This is a genomic window from Streptomyces sp. NPDC043427 (genome assembly GCF_056436655.1).
Genome location: NZ_JBWKCC010000006.1, coordinates 277261 through 299543, shown reverse-complemented (window position 1 = coordinate 299543; position 22283 = coordinate 277261). Strand labels below are relative to the sequence as shown.

20 protein-coding genes are annotated in these 22283 nt (G+C 69.2%); 2 read left to right on the top strand and 18 right to left on the bottom strand.

Annotated features, from left to right (window positions below; translation table 11 throughout):
* Window positions 1-179 precede the first annotated feature (179 nt).
* The 13 genes from AC067M_RS14535 to AC067M_RS14475 form a co-directional block, all read right to left on the bottom strand.
* Entirely contained in the window at window positions 180-518 is a 339-nt protein-coding gene (locus AC067M_RS14535) for a hypothetical protein (protein WP_478697335.1), read from the bottom strand.
* Between the two features lie 64 nt (window positions 519-582).
* The gene (locus AC067M_RS14530) at window positions 583-1434 is read right to left on the bottom strand and encodes a shikimate dehydrogenase (RefSeq protein WP_478697334.1); all 852 of its coding nucleotides are present in this window, start codon (window positions 1432-1434) and stop codon (window positions 583-585) included.
* A gap of 18 nt (window positions 1435-1452) precedes the next feature.
* Entirely contained in the window at window positions 1453-1647 is a 195-nt protein-coding gene (locus AC067M_RS14525; RefSeq protein WP_478697333.1) for a hypothetical protein, read from the bottom strand.
* Between the two features lie 19 nt (window positions 1648-1666).
* Complete coding sequence (gene mltG, locus AC067M_RS14520; protein ID WP_478697332.1) at window positions 1667-3376, bottom strand: endolytic transglycosylase MltG; 1710 nt, start codon at window positions 3374-3376, stop codon at window positions 1667-1669.
* Window positions 3377-3498: 122 nt separating this feature from the next.
* A complete protein-coding gene (gene ruvX / locus AC067M_RS14515; RefSeq protein ID WP_478697331.1) occupies window positions 3499-3963 on the bottom strand; it encodes a Holliday junction resolvase RuvX in 465 nt (154 codons plus the stop codon).
* 8 nt (window positions 3964-3971) lie between these two features.
* Window positions 3972-6644, bottom strand: a complete 2673-nt coding sequence (gene alaS, locus AC067M_RS14510) for an alanine--tRNA ligase (protein ID WP_478697330.1) — start codon at window positions 6642-6644, stop codon at window positions 3972-3974.
* Window positions 6644-7021, bottom strand: a complete 378-nt coding sequence (locus AC067M_RS14505; RefSeq protein WP_478697329.1) for a hypothetical protein — start codon at window positions 7019-7021, stop codon at window positions 6644-6646. The genes alaS and AC067M_RS14505 overlap by 1 nt, the downstream gene beginning before the upstream one ends.
* A gap of 8 nt (window positions 7022-7029) precedes the next feature.
* Entirely contained in the window at window positions 7030-7464 is a 435-nt protein-coding gene (locus tag AC067M_RS14500) for a DUF948 domain-containing protein (RefSeq protein ID WP_037670767.1), read from the bottom strand.
* Between the two features lie 199 nt (window positions 7465-7663).
* Window positions 7664-8278 (bottom strand): 30S ribosomal protein S4, encoded by a 615-nt coding sequence (rpsD, locus tag AC067M_RS14495; RefSeq protein ID WP_123987943.1) that lies wholly within the window; start codon window positions 8276-8278, stop codon window positions 7664-7666.
* A 308-nt stretch (window positions 8279-8586) separates the two neighbouring features.
* Window positions 8587-9942 carry a replication-associated recombination protein A gene (locus AC067M_RS14490; RefSeq protein ID WP_478697328.1) on the bottom strand — a complete coding sequence of 452 codons (1356 nt, stop codon included), beginning with the start codon at window positions 9940-9942 and terminating at the stop codon, window positions 8587-8589.
* Window positions 9943-9985: 43 nt separating this feature from the next.
* The gene (locus AC067M_RS14485; RefSeq protein ID WP_478697327.1) at window positions 9986-10645 is read right to left on the bottom strand and encodes a vitamin K epoxide reductase family protein; all 660 of its coding nucleotides are present in this window, start codon (window positions 10643-10645) and stop codon (window positions 9986-9988) included.
* Between the two features lie 357 nt (window positions 10646-11002).
* Window positions 11003-12265 carry a histidine--tRNA ligase gene (hisS, locus tag AC067M_RS14480; RefSeq protein ID WP_478697326.1) on the bottom strand — a complete coding sequence of 421 codons (1263 nt, stop codon included), beginning with the start codon at window positions 12263-12265 and terminating at the stop codon, window positions 11003-11005.
* 13 nt (window positions 12266-12278) lie between these two features.
* Window positions 12279-12989 carry an MBL fold metallo-hydrolase gene (locus AC067M_RS14475; protein WP_478697325.1) on the bottom strand — a complete coding sequence of 237 codons (711 nt, stop codon included), beginning with the start codon at window positions 12987-12989 and terminating at the stop codon, window positions 12279-12281.
* Between the two features lie 200 nt (window positions 12990-13189).
* Between AC067M_RS14475 and AC067M_RS14470 the strand changes: the two genes are divergently transcribed.
* Window positions 13190-14005, top strand: a complete 816-nt coding sequence (locus AC067M_RS14470; protein WP_478697324.1) for a peptidylprolyl isomerase — start codon at window positions 13190-13192, stop codon at window positions 14003-14005.
* A gap of 144 nt (window positions 14006-14149) precedes the next feature.
* A complete protein-coding gene (locus AC067M_RS14465) occupies window positions 14150-15379 on the top strand; it encodes a DUF349 domain-containing protein (RefSeq protein WP_478697323.1) in 1230 nt (409 codons plus the stop codon).
* 82 nt (window positions 15380-15461) lie between these two features.
* On the opposite strand, the gene relA is transcribed toward AC067M_RS14465, so the two are convergent.
* The 5 genes from relA to yajC form a co-directional block, all read right to left on the bottom strand.
* A complete protein-coding gene (relA, locus tag AC067M_RS14460) occupies window positions 15462-18005 on the bottom strand; it encodes a GTP pyrophosphokinase (protein ID WP_478697322.1) in 2544 nt (847 codons plus the stop codon).
* A 194-nt stretch (window positions 18006-18199) separates the two neighbouring features.
* Window positions 18200-18739: an adenine phosphoribosyltransferase gene (locus AC067M_RS14455; protein WP_478697321.1), complete on the bottom strand. Its 540-nt coding sequence runs from the start codon at window positions 18737-18739 to the stop codon at window positions 18200-18202.
* On the bottom strand, window positions 18736-19839 hold the full coding sequence (secF, locus tag AC067M_RS14450; protein ID WP_478697345.1) for a protein translocase subunit SecF: 1104 nt from the start codon (window positions 19837-19839) through the stop codon (window positions 18736-18738). The genes AC067M_RS14455 and secF overlap by 4 nt, the downstream gene beginning before the upstream one ends.
* A gap of 2 nt (window positions 19840-19841) precedes the next feature.
* Window positions 19842-21626: a protein translocase subunit SecD gene (gene secD / locus AC067M_RS14445; RefSeq protein WP_478697320.1), complete on the bottom strand. Its 1785-nt coding sequence runs from the start codon at window positions 21624-21626 to the stop codon at window positions 19842-19844.
* 130 nt (window positions 21627-21756) lie between these two features.
* Entirely contained in the window at window positions 21757-22245 is a 489-nt protein-coding gene (gene yajC / locus AC067M_RS14440; protein WP_478697319.1) for a preprotein translocase subunit YajC, read from the bottom strand.
* Between the last annotated feature and the right edge of the window lie 38 nt (window positions 22246-22283).

Below are 22283 nucleotides of genomic sequence, written 5' to 3'. Positions count from 1 at the left end.
GCTCCTCAGTATTCGCGCCCTGCTGCTGCCCTGCGTACGCGCGTCATCGCGTACGGCGACGGCGCGACCGGGTGCGCGACCCTGGCCCGCCATCTCCGATCCTCCCACGTCCGTCCCGCGGACCCGGCCGCCGGTCCACACAGCGGACGCGACCGGCTCACGACGGGACTGCAGGGGCTTCAGGCCGATCCGTCCCGCTGCGGCTGCTGCTGCGGCGCGTAGGAGCCGAGGAAGTCGGCACCGCTCGGCTGCCGCGGCTGCTGTGCCTGCTGGGGCGCGTACGGGCCCAGATAGTCCGCGCCCCGCCCCTGTCCGTGCTGGGCCGCCGCCTGGACCGGCGCACCGGCGCTCACCCCGCGCCGACGTGCGATCCAGCGCTTCAGCTTGAGGACCCACGAGATCAGAACTGCCGCGATGACCAGACTGAGCACGGTCACCTGCACCCAGTCCGGCATGAATTTCAGGACGATCTCGAAGATCTCGCTCTTTCCGGACGCGAGCGGCACGCCTGCGGACATGAGTGGACACCCCCCTGGTACTGATCCTGGTCTTGCTCCGCCCCCCGGCGGATCCCAGCGGATCCTATCGGGCGTCGAGCGCGCGTTCGCCCGCTTTTCGCATGGCGTCCACGGGAGCCGGGCTGCGGCCGGTCATCTGCTCGACCTGGAGCACCGCCTGGTGCACCAGCAGGTCGAGCCCGCTGACCACGGCCCCGCCGTACATGGACCAGCGGGCCGCGAGGGCGGTCGGCCAGGGGTCGTAGAGCACGTCGAAGAGGGTGGCGGGCCGCTCGGGTACGGCGGAGGCGAGGGCGTCCGCCGTACCGGCCGGGGTGGTCGCGACGACCAGCGGGGCACGCAGCGCCTGCTCCGCGTCCGACCAGTCCGCCGTACGGACCTCCACGTCGAGCCGCTCGCCCCACTGCCGCATCTCAGCGGCGCGCGCCTCGCTGCGAACGTAGGCGACGACCTCGCCGGTGCAGACCCGGGACAGCGCGGCCAGCGCGGAGGACGCGGTGGCGCCGGCGCCGAGGATGGCCGCCGAGTCGACCTGTTCGATGCCGCGTTCGCGCAGGGCGGCCACCATGCCGGGGATGTCGGTGTTGTCCCCGACGCGGCGGCCGTCCTCGGTGAACACGACCGTGTTGACCGCCTCGACAGAGGTCGCCGTCTCGCTGATCTCGTCGAGCAGTGGAATCACGGCCCGCTTCAACGGCATCGTCAACGACAGTCCCGCCCACGTCTCGTCCAGCCGCTCGAAGAACTCGGGCAGGGTCGCCTCGTCGACCTCGAAGCGGTCGTACGACCAGTCCGCGAGTCCCAGTTCCCGGTACGCGGCGCGGTGCAGCACCGGCGAGAGGGAGTGGGCGATGGGGCTGCCGAGCACGGCGGCCCGGCGCCCCCCGGCGCGTCCCGTGTGCACTGTGTCGCTCATTGGTTCTCACCCTTCGTCTCAGGGCGACGCGGGCGACGGCGAAGCGCTCCGTGTCGCGCCCGGTGTGGTCCACGAGGACTTGCCCCCCGGCGTCGTGTCCTCCGGCGAGCCGATGTCGATCATCGCCCACACGACCACCGCCAGCGCGGCGAACACCACCACGGCCAGGACTTTCGCCCACGTCGCGGTGGTCCCTCGGTGTTCGGTTGTCATGGTCGCAGACCGGCGGGACTCAGTTCGCGGACGCTTCGTTGAACTTGTCCTTGAGCCGCTGGAATTCCGCGTACGTCTTGGCGAACTCGGTCTTGTTCTCACCGTCGGTCGCCACGAAGTAGATCCAGCCGTCGTTCGTCGGATTCAGCGTCGCCTTCAGCGCGTCGTCGCCCGGATTGCCGATCGGCCCGGGCGGAAGGCCCCTCTGGGTGTACGTGTTGTACGGGTCCTGATTGCTGTTGATCTCGGACTCGCCGATATTGATCTTGCTCTCGTTCTTCAGGTAATTGAAGGTCGAGTCGAACTGCAGCTTCTGGTTGGTCTCGGTGTTCGTGGGCTTGAGGCGGTTGTAGACCACCTCCGCCATCTTGCGGAAGTCGTCGTGCGTCTTGCCCTCGGCCTGGACAAGGCTCGCGACCGTGATGACCTGCAGCGGGCTCTCCAGCTTGAGCTTCCGGGCCTCCGCCTCCAGGTCGTACTTGGCGTACGCCTTGCTGGCCCGGCCCACCATCTCCTTCAGGACCGTCTCGGGCTTCATGCCCTTGGCGGCGCCGTAGGTACCCGGGTAGAGGAAGCCCTCCAGCGGGTCCTTTATGTCCTTGTTGTCGTTCGCCCAGCTCGGCAGTCCGAGGCTCTTGTACTCCTTCTCGGCCGTCTTCCAGGTGGTGCCGGAGGCGAGATCGAGTTTCTGGTCGATCACCTTGTACACCTGCACGTTGCGCTGCCCCGGCTTGACCATCACATTGGCCTGACTCTTGCCGTCGAGCATCATCGCGACGGCGCTGGCGGCAGACATGTGCGTCTTCAAGATGTAGGCGCCCGCCTGGATCTTGTCCCCGTCGGGGTTCTGCGACTGCGCGGCAACGAAGGCATCGACGCTCTTCACCACGCCGGCCGCCTTCAGCATCCGCCCGATATCGGAGCCGAAAGCACCTTCCGGAATGGTGACCGTCACCTTCTCGCTGGTGCCGCTGCCCGCGTAGTCGGGCGCCGGGGCGAAACGATTTTTGTAGAACTGGTAGCCGAAGTAGCCGGCGCCGGCGATGCCGCCACCGAGGACGAGCACGACCACCAGGCAAGCGACCCCGTTGCGGCCCTTCTTGCCCTTGCCCTTCCCCTTGCCGCCCTTGTCGCCGCGGCCGCGCCGGTCGCCGCGCCCTCGGCGGTCTCCCGGCTGGTCGTCCTCGTCGTCCTCACTGCCGCCCGCGAAGAAGGCGTGCTCGCCCTGGTCGGGTCCCGGGTCCCAGTCGGTCTCGGGCTCCGGTTCCGCGCGGCGGCGGCCAGGCGGCTCCGGCGGCGGATACGCGTCCTGCGTGCCGTAGAAGTCGGGCTGCTCGGCGCCGTGGCCGACGGGCTGCTGCCCGTAGGGGTCCGTCGGGTCGGCGGGGTACGGGACGTGCGGCTGCCCGCCGGTGTCGTTGCTCCAGCCGCCCTGATCGTACGGCTGCTGCCCCTGCCCCTGCGCCGCGTACTGCTGCGGGTCATAGTGCTGCTGGTGGTGCTGCGGGTCGTACTGGTGCTGCTGCGCCTGACCGTAGGCGGCCTGCTGGCCGTCGCCCCAGTCGCCGTATCCCGGCTGCTGCGGCTGCTGCGGATAGTGCTGCTGCTGGCCGCCGTAGGCAGACTGCTGGCCCTCGTGGGCCTGCTGCCCTCCCCATCCGCCGTCCCCGTACAACGGGTCCTCCGGATGCCACGGTTCGGAGCCTGGGCCCCGGCCATACTCAGTCATCGATCCCCTAGAGCCGCGAGGCGGCGGTCACGCGGCTTCACCGCCCTGTTCCCGTCCCGCCTCTCTCTGTGCGGCGGCTGTTCGAACACCACCGCATCGCGCGGAACGTTACCGTATCGCGATCAGATGACCACTTCGACGCCCTCGCCGGGTGCTTTACCTGACACCCGTTCGGATTCGAGCGCCTGCTGAAGGATGATCACAGCGGCTGCCTGGTCGATGACCGAGCGGCCCTTCTTCGTCTTCACCCCTGAGGCGCGCAGTCCCTGACTGGCCGTCACGGTCGTCATCCGCTCGTCGACGAGGCGGACCGGGACCGGTGCGATGCCCTTCGCCAGCTCCTGCGCGAAGCCGCGAACCTTTACCGCGGCCGGGCCCTCGCCCCCCTTGAGGGAGCGAGGGAGACCGACGACGACCTCGATCGGCTCGTACTCCTCGACCAGTTGCTTCAGCCTTCGGTGCGCTGCCGGGAGGTCCCTGCCGGGGACCGTCTCGACCGGGGTCGCGAGGATCCCGTCGGGGTCGCAGGAAGCGACCCCGATGCGGGCGTCCCCGACGTCGATCGCGAGTCGACGTCCCCTTCTCATCGCCGAACTCACTTGGCCGTTTCCGCCACAAGACGCTCGACGGCGTCGACGGCTTCGCCGACGGCGGCCGGGTTCTGGCCACCGCCCTGGGCGACGTCCGGCTTGCCGCCACCGCCACCGCCGAGGGTCTTGGCGGCCGTGCGGACCAGGTCACCGGCCTTGAGACCGCGCTCACGGGCGGCCTCGTTGGTGGCGATGACGGTCAGCGGCTTGCCGTTGTTGACCGTGAACAGGGCCACCACGGCGGCCCGTCCGCCCTGGATACGGCCGCGCACGTCGAGGACCAGCTTGCGCAGGTCGTCCGGCGTGGTGCCGTCCGGGACCTGCCCGGTGACGACGGCGATCCCGCGGACGTCCTTGGCGGACTCCACGAGACCGGCGGCGGCCTGGAGCACCTTCTCGGCGCGGAACTTCTCGATCTCCTTCTCGGCGTCCTTCAGCTTGCCGAGCATGGCGGAGACCTTCTCCGGGAGCTCCTCCGGACGTCCCTTGATCAGCTCCTGGAGCTGGGCGACGACCGTGTGCTCACGGGCGAGGAAGTTGTAGGCGTCGACACCGACCAGGGCCTCGATACGGCGGACACCGGAGCCGATGGAGGACTCGCCGAGCAGCTTCACGAGGCCCAGCTGGGCGGTGTTGTGCACGTGCGTGCCGCCGCACAGCTCCTTGGAGAAGTCGCCGATGGTGACCACGCGGACGCGCTCGCCGTACTTCTCGCCGAACTCGGCGATGGCGCCCTGCTTCTTGGCCTCGTCGATGCCCATGACGTCGGCGCGGACGTCGAGGTCACGGGCGAGCACCTCGTTGATCTTCTGCTCGACGTCGGTCATCACGGTCGTCGGCACGGCGGACGGCGAGCCGAAGTCGAAGCGGAAACGGCCGGGCTGGTTCTCGGAACCGGCCTGGGCGGCCGTCGGGCCGAGGGCGTCGCGCAGGGCCTGGTGGGTGAGGTGGGTGGCCGAGTGGGCGCGGGCGATGGCCGTACGGCGACGGGAGTCGATCGAGGCGTGGGCCGTGGCGCCGACCGTGACCTCGCCGACCTGGACGACTCCCTTGTGGACGTACACACCCGGGACCGGCTTCTGGCAGTCGCGGATCTCGATGACGGCACCGGTGTCGACCTTGATGCGGCCGGTGTCGCCGATCTGGCCGCCGCCCTCGGCGTAGAACGGGGTGCGGTCCAGGACGATCTCGACCTCGTCGCCCTCGGTGGCGGCCGGGGAGGAGACGCCGTCGACGAGGATGCCGACGATCGTGGACTCGCCCTCGCTGTCCGAGTAGCCGATGAACTCGGTCTCGCCGGCCTTGTCGGCGATCTCGCGGTAGGCGCCGACGCCGGCGTGGCCGGTCTTCTTGGACTGGGCGTCGGCCTTGGCGCGTTCCCGCTGCTCCTTCATCAGGCGGCGGAAGCCGTCCTCGTCCACGGAGAGGCCCTGCTCGGCGGCCATCTCGAGGGTGAGGTCGATCGGGAAGCCCCAGGTGTCGTGGAGCAGGAACGCCTTGTCGCCGGCCAGGACCGTGCCACCGGCCTGCTTGGTCTCGGTGACGGCGGTGTCGAGGATGTTGGTGCCGGCCTTCAGCGTCTTGAGGAAGGCGTTCTCCTCGGCGAGGGCGACCTTCTCGATGCGCTCGCGGTCGGTGACCAGCTCCGGGTACTGCTGGCCCATCATCGCGATGACGGTGTCGATGAGGTCCTTGACGACCGGGCCGGTGGCGCCGAGCAGGCGCATGTTGCGGATGGCGCGGCGCATGATGCGGCGCAGGACGTAACCGCGGCCCTCGTTGCCGGGGGTGACGCCGTCGCCGATGAGCATCACGGACGTACGCATGTGGTCGGTGACCACGCGCAGGGAGACGTCCGAGTCGTGGGCGTCGCCGTAGGCCACGCCGGTCAGCTCGGTGGCCTTCTTGATGACGGCCATGGAGGTGTCGATCTCGTACATGTTCTGCACGCCCTGCAGAATCATGGCGAGGCGCTCCATGCCGAGGCCCGTGTCGATGTTCTTGCTCGGCAGGTCTCCGAGGATCTCGAAGTTGTCCTTGCCGATGCCCTCGCCACGCTCGTACTGCATGAAGACGAGGTTCCAGATCTCCACGTACCGCTCGTCGTTGACGGCGGGGCCGCCTTCGACGCCGAACTCGGGGCCGCGGTCGTAGTTGATCTCGGAGCAGGGGCCGCAGGGGCCGGGGACGCCCATGGACCAGTAGTTGTCCTTCATGCCGAGGCGCTGGATGCGCTCCTTCGGCACCCCGACGACCTCGTGCCAGATGCGCTCGGCCTCGTCGTCGTCCTTGTAGACGGTGATCCAGAGCTTCTCCGGCTCCAGGCCGTAACCACCCTTGTCCTGGGGGCTGGTGAGCAGCTCCCAGGCGTGCTTGATGGCGCCTTCCTTGAAGTAGTCGCCGAACGAGAAGTTGCCGCACATCTGGAAGAACGTGCCGTGGCGGGTGGTCTTGCCGACCTCTTCGATGTCGGGCGTGCGTACGCACTTCTGCACGCTGGTGGCGCGCGCGAAGGGCGGCTTGACCTCGCCCAGGAAGTAGGGCTTGAAGGGCACCATGCCGGCCGGGACGAGGAGCAGAGTCGGGTCGTCCGCGATGAGCGACGCCGAAGGGACGACGGTGTGCCCGCGCTCCTCGAAGAAGCTCAGCCAGCGGCGGCGGATCTCAGCCGACTCCATCAGTGGTCCTCATTCCGGTTGTACGAGTACGTCGTGTTGCCGAGGTACGTCGTGTTGTCGGTGTACTTCTCGTCGGTGTACTTCGGGTCGTTGCGGTTCTCGATGGCGGCGAACCGCCGGGGCGCGGGGAGTTCGGGGTCGGTGTTGATCCCGAGCGCGTCTCCCAGCTCGGCCTCCCGCTGGGCCATGTTGTCGCGGACGTCGAGTGCGAAGCCCACCGCGCGGTCCTTGAGCCGGTGGCCCGTCTCGATCGCCTTGTTGGCCGCGGTCGCGGCGAGGCTCTCGGGAGTCAGCTGCCGCAGCTTACGGTTGACCTTGGTGGTGGCCCACACACCGGCGGCGACGCCGGAGGTGAACCAGAACGTACGGCGGAACATCGGTTCGCTCAGTCCTTCTTCCGCTTGCCCCACCGCGAGGCCGAGACCGTGCGTCCGACGATCACGGTGCTGCGGGGCGCCTTGGCGGGCACGTCGTCCTTGCGGCCGCCGAGGGCCCGGCGTACGCCGTAGCCGAAGGCGGCGACCTTGACCAGGGGGCCGCCGAAGGTGGAGGCGACGGTCGTCGACAGCGCGGACGCGTTCGACGTGACCTCCTGGACGTCCGACGCGATCGCGTCGACCCGGTCGATCTGGGTCTGCGCGGAGCGCACCGCCGCGGAGGCGTCGGCCAGCAGCGGGACGGCCTGGTCGGTCACGTCCGCCACGAGCTTGGTGGTCGCCTTGAGCGTCTGGGCCAGCCTCGCGAGGGCCACCGCGAGGAAGGAGACCAGGATCGCCCAGAAGACGGCCACCAGGATCCCGGCCACCTCTCCACCGGACACTGCGCACCCGCTCCCTGAAACGTGCCTCTACATCGGTCTACATCGAGAAAGTCGTGCACCGAGCCTATCGCGCCGGGGATGGCGCTCCGTACCGGATTAGCGCCTGGCGCGCGGTGGGGGTACGCACGAGCCCGCCGCCTCGCCCACCCGGAAGGTGGGGAGACGGCGGGCCGAGGTGGTGCTTACGCCTGCCGGGTGATCAGCGGGCGTAGTACTCGACGACGAGCTGCTCGTCGCAGATCACCGGGATCTCCTTGCGGTTCGGCTCGCGGTCCAGGCGGAAGGCCAGGGCGCGGAGGTTCACCTGGAGGTAGCGCGGGGTCTCGCCGTCGGGGGCGAAGCCACCCTCACGGGCGATGGAGAAGAGGGTCTTCTCGCGGCTGCGCTCGCGGACCATCACGACGTCGTCGGGACGGACACGGAAGGACGGCTTGTCGACCTTCTGGCCGTTGACCTCGATGTGGCCGTGGACGACCATCTGACGGGCCTGGTAGATGGTGCGGGCGATGCCCGAACGCAGGACCAGGGCGTCGAGACGGCGCTCGAGCTCGATGATCAGGGCCTCACCGGTCTTGCCCTGGACCTTGGAGGCACGCTCGTAGGCGCGGACGAGCTGGCGCTCGGACACGTCGTACTGGGCGCGCAGACGCTGCTTCTCGAGCAGACGGACCTTGTAGTCCGAGTTCTGCTTGCGGCCACGGCCGTGCTCACCCGGCGGGTAGGGGCGGGCCTCGAAGTACTTGACGGCCTTCGGGGTCAGCGCGATGCCGAGGGCACGCGACTTCTTGACCTTGGGGCGGGACTGGTTCGCCACTGTCTTTGTCTCTTTTCTCAGGCTTTCCGGCTTGTCAGGGTTAAGGGAGGTCGCATCCGCAGCCGGGGAAACCCTCCGGACCCCTCTTCGGGCCTGGTGGGCAGCCGCTCCCCTGGTCTGGGCACATACGTGCAGCACGCGAGTGGCCCACCGACCGTTCCCGGAAGTGCGGGTGGTGGTGGGCTGCCCGCGACACCGTTCGACGGTGCGCGACGCTCCTGGAGCCGGTCCCGGAGGACCGGTGCTCCGGCTGACTGTCCTGTTCTGACTGCACAGGACGCAGCGCTCCGACCGAGTTTACAGGGTGCTCAGGACCGCTTTCGACCGAGGTGCTTCCTGGTCCACTCCACGGCGTCCGCGTACCGCGCCTCGGCGCCGTGCCGGGACGGCGCGTAGTACTCGCGCTCCTTGATGGCGTCCGGCGCGTACTGCTGGGGGGCGATCCCCTCGGGCAGGTCGTGCGGGTACACGTACCCCTGCGCGTGCCCCAGCTTGGCCGCGCCCTTGTAGTGCCCGTCGCGCAGATGCGGCGGGACGGGTCCGGCCAGTCCCTTGCGTACGTCCTCGAGGGCGGCGCCGATCGCCGTGGTCGCGGAGTTGGACTTGGGGGCCAGGGCGAGGGCGATGGTGGCGTGGCTGAGGGTGAGGGCGGCTTCGGGGAAGCCGATCATGGCGACGGCCTGCGCGGCGGCGACCGCGATGGGCAGGGCGTTGGGATCGGCGAGGCCGATGTCCTCGCTGGCCGAGATCATCAGTCGGCGGGCGATGAAGCGGGGGTCCTCGCCGGCCTCGATCATCCGGGCCAGGTAGTGCAGGGCGGCGTCGACGTCGGAGCCGCGGATGGACTTGATCAGCGCGCTGGCCACGTCGTAGTGCTGGTCGCCGTCGCGGTCGTACTTCACGGCGGCCCGGTCGACGGTCTCCTCCAGCGTCGTCAGGCCGATCTCGGTCTCACCCTTGTCGAGCGCGGCCCCGGCGGCGGCCTCCAGGGCGGTCAGGGCGCGGCGGGCGTCACCGCCGGCGATGCGCAGCAGGTGGTGCTCGGTGTCCTCGGGGAGGGTGACGGCGCCGGCGAGCCCGCGCTCGTCGGCCAGAGCGCGGTGCAGCAGGCCGCGCAGGTCGTCGTCGGTGAGGGGTTCGAGGGTGAGCAGGAGGGAGCGGGAGAGCAGGGGCGAGATGACGGAGAAGTACGGGTTCTCCGTCGTCGCCGCGATCAGGGTCACCCAGCGGTTCTCGACGGCCGGGAGGAGGGAGTCCTGCTGGGCCTTGCTGAAGCGGTGGATCTCGTCGAGGAAGAGGACGGTCTCCTTGCCGTATCCCCCGGTGGCGCGGCGGGCGCCGTCGATGACCGTGCGGACCTCCTTGACGCCGGCGGTGATCGCGGAGAGCTCGACGAAGCGCTTGTTGGTGGCCTTGGAGACGACGTACGCGAGGGTCGTCTTGCCGGTGCCGGGCGGGCCCCAGAGGATCACCGAGGACGGCCCGGCCGGACCCTTGGCGCCCTCGCCGACCAGGCGGCGCAGGGGGGAGCCCGGCTTCAGCAGGTGCTGCTGGCCCACCACCTCGTCGAGAGTGCGCGGGCGCATCCGGACCGCCAGGGGGCTGCCGGTCGGGTCCTTCTCCTGGCGTTCTTCTGCTGCGGCGGTGAACAGGTCGGGCTCCACGCTGAAACCCTAAAACACCGCACTGACAATCCCTTCGGGACGGTCAGCTGGTCCAGAAGTCCCACCAACGGGTGAGGATCAGCATGCCGATGATGCCGATGTGCAGGACCGGCATGACCCAGGTGAACTCACCGAAGAAGCTCTTCAGCCAGCGCGGGGCGGGCAGGAAGCCGTTGCGGATGTTGAACGAGGTGACGTACCAGAACATGATGATCGTCGCGACCCAGGCCAGGGAGCACCACAGGCACAGCGCGTTGATCCGGTACAGCGACTGGAACATCAGCCAGGCGCAGAAGCTCACGCCGAAGAGCGTGCCGAAGTTGAAGGTGAGCCAGTACCAGCGCGGGAAGCGGGCGCGGGCGAGCAGGCTCATGCCGACGCAGATGACGATGCCGTAGCAGACCAGGCCGAGCACCGGGTTGGGGAAGCCGAAGGCGGCGGCCTGCTTGCTCTCCATCACGCTGCCGCAGGAGACCACCGGGTTCAGGCTGCAGCCCGGCGTGAAGGTCGTGCCTTCGACCTTGGCCTCGAGCAGCTTGAACTTGTCGATCGTGATGATCCACGCGGCGAGCAGGCCGGCCGCGCCGGTGATCACCAGCATCAGGGCGAAGGCACGGCTGCCGCCCACCGTCCGCGGCGCGGCCACCTCGGCACGCTCCGGCTCGGGCTCGGTGGAGACGTCTTTGACAGTGGTCTTGCTCATCACGCCGATTCCGTCACTTGGGACCTGGACCATCTTCGGGCAGGGGCCATTCTGCCGCACGCGCGCGTGTGCGCACCGTTAGATCCCCATAAGGATGTACGTGCGGGGGCGCCTCGACGTCCGGTTCCGGACACCGCGCGCCCCAGCGCCCTGCCGCGATGCGCGAGGGGCGCCGGACGTCGCAGGACATCCGGCGCCCCCGCCACGCGTGGGTGCGGCTGGACCTGACGTTTTGGATCACGCCGCAGACGCGGGGACTGGCACGCGCTCCCCCCACGCTCGGCTTCGCTCGAGCGCGGGGGACCGGCGCCGATCGGGCGCCGCTGCTTTCCTCCACCGTGATCGGCCGGACAGGTCCTAGCCGAGCCGCGACTCCAGTTCCGCGACGATCTCGTTGACCCCGACCGCCGTCTGGTCACCGGACTCCATGTCCTTGAGCTGGACGACGCCCTCGGCCAGGTCGCGCTCGCCTGCGACGATCGCGAAACGGGCACCGCTGCGGTTGGCGTTCTTCATGGCGCCCTTGAGGCCCTTGCCGCCGTAGGAGAAGTCGGCGGCGATGCCGAGCTTGCGCAACTCGGTGACCTTGGCGAACAGGATCCGGCGGGCCTCCTCGCCCAGCGGGACCGCGAACACCGTGGTGGAGGCGGGGAGTTCGAGCTCGACGCCCTCGGCCTCCAGGGCGAGGACCGTGCGGTCGACGCCCAGCGCCCAGCCCACCGACGGCAGCGCGGGGCCGCCGATCATCTCGGACAGGCCGTCGTAGCGACCGCCGCCGCCCACCGCGGACTGCGAGCCCAGACCGTCGTGGACGAACTCGAAGGTGGTCCGCGTGTAGTAGTCCAGGCCGCGGACCAGCTTCGGGTCGTCCTCGAAGGCGACGCCCGCCGCGGTGATCAGCTCGCGGACCTCCTCGTGGTACGCCTTGCAGGCGTCGCAGAGGTAGTCGCGCAGCAACGGGGCGTCCCCGAGCTGCTTCTGGACCGACTCACGCTTGTCGTCCAGCACCCGGAGCGGGTTGATCTCCGCGCGGCGCAGTGTGTCCTCGTCCAGGTCCAGGCCGCGCAGGAAGTCCTGCAGCGCGGCCCGGTAGACGGGGCGGCACTCCTTGTCGCCCAGGCTGTTGAGTAGGACGCGGAAGTCACGCAGGCCGAGCGAGCGGTACGCCTGGTCGGCCAGGATGATCAACTCGGCGTCCAGAGCGGGGTCCTCGGCACCGATGGCCTCGGCGCCGACCTGGGAGAAGTGCCTGTAACGACCCTTCTGCGGGCGCTCGTAGCGGTAGTACGAACCGGAGTACCAGAGCTTGACCGGCAGGTTGCCCGCCTTGTGCAGGTTGGCCTCCAGAGCCGCGCGCAGCACGGAGGCCGTGCCCTCGGGGCGCAGGGCGAGCTTGTCGCCGCCCTTGGTCTCGAAGGCGTACATCTCCTTCGTCACGATGTCGGTCGACTCGCCGACACCGCGCGCGAACAGCTCGACGCTCTCGAAGCCGGGCGTCTCGACGTAGCCGTAGCCGGAGTTGCGCAGCGGCGCGGCGATCGCCTCGCGGACGGCGAGGTACTTGGCGGAGTCGGGCGGCAGAAGGTCGTACGTGCCCTTGGGGGCCTGAAAGGTGCTCACGGGAAGTCTCTCGTCACATTCCTCGTCGGGGAGCCTGGGATGCTCCCTGGCCGCCGGCGGCCACCTGCCGCAGATACGGGTTGGTGGCGCGCTCCTGGCCGATGGTCGTCTGGGGGCCGTGGCCGGACAGGACCACGGTCGAGTCGTCGAGCGGCAGGCACACGCGGGCCAGCGAGTCGAGCATCTCGGCCATGTCACCGCCGGGCAGGTCGGTGCGTCCGATGGAGCCGGCGAAGAGCAGGTCGCCCGAGAAGAAGACCGACGGGATCTCCGTGGTCTCGGGCATCCGGAACGTCACCGACCCCTTGGTATGGCCGGGCGCGTGCGCGACGGACAGTTCCAGACCGGCGAGTTCCAGCTTCGCGCCGTCGGTCAGCTCCTTGACGTCGTCCGGCTCCCCCACGGTGAGTTCACCCATGAGCGGCATCCCGATGGACCGGCCGAGCGCCTTCTCGGGGTCGCTCATCATGTAGCGGTCCTCGGGGTGGATCCAGGCCGGTACGTCGTGCGCGCCGCACACCGGGACGACCGAGGCCACGTGGTCGATGTGGCCGTGGCTGAGGACGACGGCGACGGGCTTGAGCCGATGCTTCTTGATCGCTTCCTCGACTCCGGGGGCCGCCTGGTGGCCCGGGTCGATGATCACGCACTCCTCACCGGCGGCGGGGGCGACGAGATAACAGTTCGTCCCCCATGCTCCGGCGGGGAACCCGGCAATGAGCACGATCGTCCTTCGTTGTGTCGATACGGGAGGGCTTGTCGACGCCCTTTCAGGGGCCCCGACGGGCTTCGCCTGTGGTCAGAGACTACCGGCGCTGCCGATTCCTCAGCGAACCCATATACGGTACGGGGCACACGCAGGCGGTCGGCTCACAAGACGCACGCGTCCCAGTCGACGTACGAGACGCACGAGGAGAGAACCCGGTGGTCACCCAGGAACAGCGGAAGCGTCAGCTCGCCCGGGAGAAGTTCTTGCGGCAGCAGCAGCGGCGTACTGCCGCGCGGCGCAAGGCGCGCGTACGCAACTCGGTGATCGCGTCGGTGCTCGGCGTGATCCTGATCGGCAGCCTGGCCCTGTACACGACGGGCGTCCTCAAGGACGACGACAAGGCGAACGCGAGCTCGGAGGCAAGCCCGTCCGCCTCCCCCAGCGCCGCCAAGGACCCGTGCGAGAAGCCCGCCGCCGGCAAGGTCAAGACGCAGAACTGGAAGAAGGAACCGGCGCTGACCATCGACAAGTCGGCGAAGTACACGATGAAACTGGCCACGACGTGCGGTGACATAGACATCGCGCTGAAGACGTCGGCGGCCCCGCACACCGTGAACTCGTTCGACTTCCTGGCGAACAAGGGCTACTTCGACCACACGAAGTGCCACCGTCTCACCACGAGCAACATCTACGTGCTGCAGTGCGGTGACCCCACGGGCAGCGGCAGCGGCGGTCCCGGCTACACGATTCCGGACGAGAACCTGAAGGACAAGAGCCTCAAGGACAACGTCTACCCGGCCGGCACGGTGGCGATGGCGAACACCGGCCAGGCGCACACCGGCGGCAGCCAGTTCTTCCTCGTGTACCAGGACAGTCAGCTTCCGCCCAGCTACACACCGTTCGGTACCGTTTCTGAATCGGGTATGGCCGTTCTGAAGAAGATCGCCGCCGCGGGCGAGAGCACCGGCCAGGGTGACGGGGCCCCGAACGCGACGGTCGTGATCAACAAGGCGACGGTCAAGAAGTCCTGACGACCAGCACGGCCAACCGCGCAATTTCGGTCGCGCTGGATGCGGACAGGCAACCCGCTGGTCGCCTATGTTGGCCGTGACGAAACTGTGGACGATGCCCGGGGGAGCTGAGGCCCCTCGCAGGCATCATGTGGAGGAGGCGCTGTGAGCAGCGACCCGTGGGGCCGCGTCGACGAGACGGGGACCGTGTACGTGCGTACGGCCGACGGCGAGCAGGTCGTCGGTTCCTGGCAGGCCGGCTCCCCCGAGGAGGCGCTGGCCTACTTCGAGCGCAAGTACGAGGGCCTGGTTGTCGAGATCGGCCTCCTCGAGAAGCGAGTACAGACCACCGATCTGTCGGCCAAGGACGCCCAGGTCGCCATCGACCACATCCGTGAACAGGTCGACGCGCACCACGCGGTGGGCGATCTGGACGCCCTGCGGGCCCGGCTCGACAAGCTCGTGCAGACCGTCGAGGCGCGCCGTGAGGAGCGCAAGGCGCAGCGGGCGAAGCAGTCCGACGAGGCCCGGCAGGCCAAGGAGGACCTGGTCGCCGAGGCGGAGCAGCTGGCCCAGTCCGACCAGTGGCGGGCGGCCGGTGAGCGGCTGCGTTCGCTGGTGGACACGTGGAAGGGGCTGCCGCGGCTCGACCGCAAGTCGGACGACGACCTGTGGCACCGCTTCTCGCACGCGCGGTCGGCGTTCTCCAAGCGTCGCAAGGCGCACTTCGCGCAGCTGGACGCGCAGCGCGAGGAGGCCCGCAAGACCAAGGAGCGGCTGGTCTCCGAGGCCGAGTCGCTGTCGAACTCGACGGACTGGGGCCCCACGGCCGCCCGGTACCGCGAGCTCATGGCGGAGTGGAAGGCGGCGGGCCGCGCCCAGCGCGAGCACGAGGACGACTTGTGGAACCGCTTCCGCGGCGCCCAGGACGTCTTCTTCGCGGCCCGCAGCTCGGTCTTCGCCGAGCGGGACGCCGAGCAGTCCGAGAACCTGAAGCTCAAGGAGGAACTGGCCGAGGAGGCCGAGAAGATCCTCCCGGTCACGGATCTCAAGGCCGCCCGTGCCGCCTTCCGTTCGATCAACGAGCGCTGGGAGGCCATCGGCCATGTCCCGCGGGACGCCCGCCCCAAGGTCGAGGGCCGGATGCACTCCGTCGAGCGAGCCATCCAGGAGGCCGAGGAGACCGAGTGGCGCCGGACGAACCCTGAGGCACGCGCGCGTGCCGAGGGTCTGACCGGTCAGCTCCAGGCCGCCGTGGACAAGCTGAAGGGCCAGATCGAGACCGCTCGGGCGCAGGGCAACACCGCGCGCGCCGACAAGCTGGAGCGCGAGCTCGAGGGCCGTCAGGCGCTGCTCGACCAGGCGCTGAAGGGCCTGCAGGAGTTCGGCGGCTGAATGCGCGGCTGAATTCCCGCCATCGCTGACGAAGAGGCCCCCGTACGTCGTGTACGGGGGCCTCTTCGTGGCGCCGGGACGGTTACGAGGGCCTGCGTGCCGACGTCACGCGGTACACGTCGTAGACGCCCTCCACGCCCCGTACGGCCTTCAGCACATGGCCGAGGTGCTTCGGGTCGCCCATCTCGAAGGTGAAGCGGGAGGTGGCGACGCGGTCGCGGGAGGTCTGGACGGCCGCGGAGAGGATGTTGACGTGCTGGTCGGACAGGACGCGGGTGACGTCCGAGAGGAGCCGGGACCGGTCCAGGGCCTCGACCTGGATGGCGACCAGGAAGACCGAGGACTGGGTGGGTGCCCATTCGACGTCGAGGATGCGCTCGGGCTCGCGGGACAGTGACTCGACGTTGACGCAGTCGCTGCGGTGAACCGATACTCCGCTACCGCGCGTGACGAATCCGATGATCGGGTCGCCGGGCACGGGCGTACAACAGCGGGCCAGCTTGACCCACACGTCGTCGACGCCCTTGACCACGACACCGGGGTCGTTGTTGCTGCGCCGCTTGCGGCCGCGGGTGCGGGACGGCGGGACCGACTCGTCGATCTCCTCGGTGGCCGCCTCCTCGCCGCCGAGGGCCTGCACCAGCTTCTGCACGACGTTCTGCGCGGCCACATGGCCCTCGCCGATCGCCGCGTACAGGGAGGAGATGTCCGGGTAGCGCATCTCGTGCGCGAGCGTGACCAGCGAGTCGCCCGTGAGGATGCGCTGGATCGGCAGGTTCTGCTTGCGCATGGCCCGCGCGATGGCGTCCTTGCCCTGCTCGATCGCCTCGTCGCGGCGCTCCTTGGAGAACCACGCGCGGATCTTGTTGCGGGCGCGCGGCGACTTGACGAAGCCCAGCCAGTCCCGGGAGGGGCCGGCCCCGGGCGCCTTGGAGGTGAAGACCTCCACCAGGTCGCCGTTGTCGAGGGTGGACTCGAGCGGGACGAGCCGGCCGTTGACCCGTGCCCCTATGGTCCGGTGGCCGACCTCCGTGTGGACCGCGTACGCGAAGTCCACCGGTGTGGCCCCGGCCGGGAGCGCTATGACGTCGCCCTTCGGCGTGAAGACGAAGACCTCGTTGCGGGACAGGTCGAAGCGCAGGGACTCCAGGAACTCGCCCGGGTCCTCGGTCTCCTTCTGCCAGTCGAGCAGCTGGCGCAGCCACGCCATGTCGTTGAGGTGGTCGTCCTTGCCCTTGCCGGACGTCTTCGGCGCGTCGGTACGGATCTTGGAGGCGCCGGCGACGGCCTCCTGCTTGTACTTCCAGTGCGCGGCGATGCCGTACTCGGCGCGGCGGTGCATGTCGAACGTACGGATCTGGAGTTCGACAGGCTTGCCGTTGGGGCCGATGACCGTGGTGTGCAGCGACTGGTACATGTTGAACTTGGGCATCGCGATGTAGTCCTTGAACCGGCCGGGGACCGGGTTCCATCGCGCGTGCACCGTGCCGAGGGCCGCGTAGCAGTCGCGGACGGTGTCCACGAGAACGCGTATGCCCACCAGGTCGTAGATCTCCGCGAAGTCACGGCCGCGGACGATCATCTTCTGGTAGACGCTGTAGTAGTGCTTGGGGCGGCCGGTGACGGTCGCCTTGATGCGGGCGGCCCGCAGGTCGGCCTGGACCTCGTCGGTCACTATGGCCAGGTACTCGTCACGCTTCGGTGCCCTTTCGGCCACCAGCCGGACGATCTCGTCGTACATCTTGGGGTAGAGGATCGCGAAGGCGAGGTCCTCCAGTTCCCACTTGATGGTGTTCATGCCCAGGCGGTGGGCGAGCGGCGCGTAGATCTCGAGGGTCTCGCGCGCCTTCTTCTCCTGCTTCTCACGCTTGAGGTAGCGCATGGTGCGCATGTTGTGCAGGCGGTCGGCGAGCTTGATGACCAGGACGCGCGGGTCCTTGGCCATCGCCACGACCATCTTGCGGACCGTCTCGGCCTGCGCGGCCTCGCCGAACTTGACCTTGTCGAGCTTGGTGACGCCGTCGACGAGGAGTGCGACCTGGTCGCCGAAGTCGCGGCGCAGGTCCTCCAGGCCGTACTCGGTGTCCTCGACCGTGTCGTGGAGCAGGCCCGCCATGAGGGTGGCAGGATCCATGCCCAGTTCGGACAGAATCGTGGTCACCGCGAGGGGGTGGGTGATGTATGGATCGCCGCTCTTGCGCTTCTGGCCACGGTGCCAGCGTTCGGCGACCTGGTAGGCGCGCTCGATCTGGCGCAGCGTGGCCGTCTCGATCTTGGGGTCGTTGCTGCGCACTATCCGCAGCAACGGTTCCAGGACCGGGTTGTAGGGGTTCGCGCGCTGGACGCCGAGCCGGGCCAGACGGGCGCGGACGCGGTTGGAGGAGCCGGAGCGGGCCGGCTGGCCGGTGTTCGGACGCGCGGCGGACGGCGCGGGCGTGGAGCGCTCGGACGGGGCCGGCTTGGGACGCGTCTGCTCGGCCGGCTTGTCGACGGGCGCCGACTGGGCGTGCTCGACCGGCCCGCGGCTGTCGTTCTTCGCGTGGGGCGCGTTCGGCGCGGGCTTGGCCGCGGGTCCCGGGGCGGGCTCGGGCTTGGCGGCGGTCAGGTGTTGGGCCTCGTCTGGCAAGAGGACTCCTCGTGCGCGATCCGGGTCCCCCGGTCAGGCTCCGGAGAACCCATCGTAGCGATCCTGGGCTCCAGGATCGCCTTCAGGCCGATGTGAGGGCCGTCTACTCGAGAAACACAGGAGGCGGACGCCGGATTTCTCCGGGTCCGCCTCCACGGTGTACGCCGCCCTGCGCGGGGATTTCGTACCGGTGGTCAGATCGTGAGCAGCGACTCCAGCGGCGCCCCGTCGAGGGCCGCCTCCAGACGGGCGCGGCCGTCGAGGAAGCTGAGCTCCATCAGGACGGCGACACCCGCGACCTGGGCACCCGCGCGGTGGATGAGCTGGATCGAGGCCTCGGCGGTACCGCCGGTGGCCAGCACGTCGTCGACCACCAGCACACGGTCGTCCCCACAGAGGTCCTCCGCGTGGACCTCGATCTCGGCGGAGCCGTACTCCAGGTCGTACGCCTGGCCGAGGGTGGCTCCGGGGAGCTTGCCCGCCTTGCGCACGGGGATGAAGCCGAGGCCCGCGCGGACGGCGACCGGGGCTCCGAGGATGAAGCCCCGGGCCTCCAGGCCGACGACCTTGGTGGCGCCGGTGCGCTCGGCGATCTCCGCGAACGCGTCGGTGAGCGCGGTGAACGCCCCCGGGTCCGCCAGGAGCGGGGTGATGTCCTTGAACATCACGCCCGGCTCCGGGTAGTCCGCGACGTCACGGATGCGGCTGAGCAGCAGTTCCTTGATGTCGGTCATCGGCGCTTCCCGGAGGGTCGGCCGCGGCCGCGGTTGCGGGCGGCGGGCTGGTTACGGGGCCCGACGACCGCGGGAGTGGTGTCCTCGGCGTCGTCGGCGTACGAGCGGGACTCCGCGATCTCCTCGTCGGCGACGGCCTGGGCACGCTTGGCCAGGACGCGCTTCCTGAGGGCCTTCATCTGCGGCTCGCGCTCCTTGAGGTCGGCGACGAGCGGCGTGGCGATGAAGATCGAGGAGTAGGCACCGGCCGCGAGGCCGACGAACAGCGACAGCGAGATGTCGTTGAGCGTGCCCGCGCCGAGGACACCGCCACCGATGAACAGCAGGCCCGCCACCGGCAGCAGCGCGACCACCGTGGTGTTGACGGAGCGGACCAGGGTGCTGTTGATCGAGCGGTTGGCGACCTCGCTGTAGGTCCAGCGGGTCTGCTTGGTGAGGTCCTTCGCCTGCTCCTTGAGGCTGTCGAAGACGACGACCGTGTCGTAGAGCGAGTAACCGAGGATCGTCAGCAGACCGATGACCGTGCCGGGCGTGACCTCGAAGCCGACGAGGGCGTAGATGCCGACGGTGATGGTGATGTCGTGGATCAGGGCGACGAGCGCGGCGATGGCCATGCGCCACTCGAACGCGATCGCCAGGTAGATCACGACGAGGACCATGAAGATCGCCAGGCCCTGCCATGCCTTGTTGGCGATCTGGTCGCCCCAGCTGGGACCGACGAGGTCGGCGGCGATCTTCTCGGAGTCGACCTTGAAGTCCTTGGCGAGCTTGTTCTTGATCTCGTCGGACTGCTGGGTGTCCATGCCGGCGATCTGGATGCGCAGCGTGTCGTTGCCGAGCTTCTGCACGACGGCGTCATGGCCGGACGCTTCCCGCGCGTAGTCCTCCGCCTGGGAGACGGAGACGCTGGTCTTCGGGGTGGTGAAGACGGCGCCGCCCTGGAAGTCGATGCCCATGTTCAAGCCGCGCACCGTCAGGCCGAGGATGGCCGTGATGGTGATCAGGATCGAGATGCCGTACCAGAGCTTGCGGTGGCCGATGAAGTCGTAGCTGACCTCGCCACGGTGCAGTCGGGCGCCGAGGTTGCCGAGTTTCGACACGCTCACGCCTCCTTCGTCTCGACGGGGCCGGCGGCAGGACCGGCGGGACGGCGGGTGCGGCGCAGCGGCGGCTTGGCACCCAGGCTCTTCGGGTCGAGGCCGGACCACTTGTGGCCGTCCGCGAAGAACTTGCGGCGGGCGAGGAGCGTCATCAGCGGCTTGGTGAAGAAGAAGACCACGACGACGTCGAGGACGGTGGTCAGACCCAGCGTGAACGCGAAGCCCTGGACCTTGCCGACGGTGACGATGAACAGCACCGCGGCGGCGAGGAACGACACGAAGTCGGAGACCAGGATGGTGCGCCGGGCGCGCGGCCACGCACGCTCGACGGCGGGACGCAGCGTGCGGCCTTCCCGGATCTCGTCCCGGATGCGTTCGAAGTACACGATGAACGAGTCCGCGGTGATACCGATGGCGACGATCGCACCGCACACCGCCGGCAGGTTCAGCGCGAAGTTGATGGCCGGGCCGAGCAGCGACATGATCACGTAGGTGAGGGCCGCGGAGACCAGCAGCGAGGCGATCGCGATGAGCGACAGGCCGCGGTAGTAGGCCACCAGGTAGATGACGACCAGGGCGAGGCCGATCGCGCCGGCGAGGAGACCGGCGTGCAGCTGCTCACCGCCGAGGGCGGCGGTCACGGTGGTCACGCTCTGCTCCTTGAAGGAGAGCGGGAGCGCGCCGTACGACAGCATGTTGGCGAGGTTCTGGGCCTCCTCCTGCGTGAAGCTGCCGGAGATCTGGGCCTGGCCGCCGGTGATGGCCGACCTGACGGTCGGGCTGGAGACGACCTCGCCGTCGAGGACGATGCCGAACTCGTTCTGCGGCGGGCTCGGGTTCTTCGCGAGCTCGCCGGTGACGTCGCCGAACTTCTTCGCACCCTTGCCGGTGAAGGTCATGTTGACCTGCCAGCCGGCGGCGGTCTGGGTGTCGTAGACCGCCGCGGCCTTCTTGACCTCGGTGCCGTCGACGGCGGCCGGGCCGAGCACGTACTTGTACCAGACCTTGTCGATCTCACCGCAGGCCACGGTCGGCTCACCCGGCTTGGCCTTCTTGCCGGCGGTGGCGCGGACCGACTCCTTGGAGCAGTCCAGCGCGGCGTACTCGGCCTGGAGCTTGGCGGTGTCACCGGTGGCGGCGCCGCCGCTCGCCGGGGCGGAGGGGCTGGGAGAGGCCTTGCCACTGGCCGACGCGGACGCCGACGGGGTGGAGTCGGCCTTCAGCGCGTCCGTGACGGAGCGGCCCTGCGAGGTGGCGGATGCCGACGGGGAGGCGGACTCGGACGAGGACGCCTTCTCCTTCGACGAGGAGCTTGCGGAAGGGCTCGGGGATCCGCTGGGCGAGCCGCTCGCGGAGGGGCTCGGCGAGGGGTTCGCGGCCGAACCGGTCGGCTCGGAGGCGAGGACCGGACGGAAGTACAGCTTCGCGGTGGTGCCGACCTGGTCCCGGGCTTCCTTGGAGTTGGTGCCCTTGGGGATGTTCACGATGATGTTGCGGTCGCCCTGGGTCTGCACCTCCGCCTCGGAGACGCCCAGGCCGTTGACACGGCGGTTCATGATCTCGACCGCGGTGTTCATGTTGGCCTTGTTGATCGCGGACCCCTGGTCGGCCTTCGCCTCCAGCGTGATGCTGGTACCGCCGGCGAGGTCGATGCCGAGGCGCGGAGTCGTGTGCCCGGCGGCGAACATGCCTCCGGTGAGCGCCGCGATGGCGATCAGGATCAGGGCGAGTGAGCGCCCTGGTTTGCTCTGGGCGCTCGCGCTCCGGCCCTTCTTGGGTGCTGCCACCTTCTCGTACTCCCTCTCGGGCCGCCCGGCGCCGGGTCAGCGCGGTGGCGGCCATGACATGGTGTCGGGATCCCCTGCGGGAGGCACGTCACGGGGCGCGCGAGACCGGCCCGCGCGCCCCGGGACATGACTACTTCGCGTCGGAGTCGCCGTCGGTCTTCTTCGGCTCTTCGTCGGCCTTGGCCTCGGCGGGCGTCTCCTCGGCCTTGTCCTTCTTGCCGAGGTCGACGGACTTGTCGTCGGAGGCGGCGGCAGCTTCGTCGGCGGAGCCGTCGGTCTCGGTGAGGGAGGAGGCGTCGTCCGGGACGAGGTCGGTGTCGGACTTCAGGTCGTGCTCGATGCCGTGGACGATGCGGTTGTACTCGTCGTCGGTCAGCACGGCGCCGATGGCGTTCTTCGCGAAAAGCAGTTCCACACCCGGGCCGGCGTCGACGAGGACCGTGTCCTCGTTGACTTCCTTCACCGTCGCGTACACGCCCCCGATGGTGCGGATTCCGCTGCCGGGCTGCATCTGGTTGCGCATGTCGGCGGCCTGCTGCTGCTTCTTCTTCGCCGACCGGGTCATCAGGAACATGGCCCCGATGAGCACGATGAACGGGAGGAGGGTCACGAGACTCACGGGTCGGTACTTCCTTCACGTGACCGCGATGATGAGCG

Bases quoted from the DNA above. Each gene is read 5' to 3' on its own strand.
- AC067M_RS14530 (WP_478697334.1), bottom strand. From the start codon at position 1,434: ATGAGCGACACAGTGCACACGGGACGCGCCGGGGGGCGCCGGGCCGCC.
- AC067M_RS14535 (WP_478697335.1), bottom strand. From the start codon at position 518: ATGTCCGCAGGCGTGCCGCTCGCGTCCGGAAAGAGCGAGATCTTCGAG.
- AC067M_RS14505 (WP_478697329.1), bottom strand. From the start codon at position 7,021: ATGTTCCGCCGTACGTTCTGGTTCACCTCCGGCGTCGCCGCCGGTGTG.
- alaS (WP_478697330.1), bottom strand. From the start codon at position 6,644: ATGGAGTCGGCTGAGATCCGCCGCCGCTGGCTGAGCTTCTTCGAGGAG.
- AC067M_RS14525 (WP_478697333.1), bottom strand. From the start codon at position 1,647: ATGACAACCGAACACCGAGGGACCACCGCGACGTGGGCGAAAGTCCTG.
- mltG (WP_478697332.1), bottom strand. From the start codon at position 3,376: ATGACTGAGTATGGCCGGGGCCCAGGCTCCGAACCGTGGCATCCGGAG.
- ruvX (WP_478697331.1), bottom strand. From the start codon at position 3,963: ATGAGAAGGGGACGTCGACTCGCGATCGACGTCGGGGACGCCCGCATC.
- AC067M_RS14485 (WP_478697327.1), bottom strand. From the start codon at position 10,645: ATGAGCAAGACCACTGTCAAAGACGTCTCCACCGAGCCCGAGCCGGAG.
- AC067M_RS14455 (WP_478697321.1), bottom strand. From the start codon at position 18,739: ATGACCGACATCAAGGAACTGCTGCTCAGCCGCATCCGTGACGTCGCG.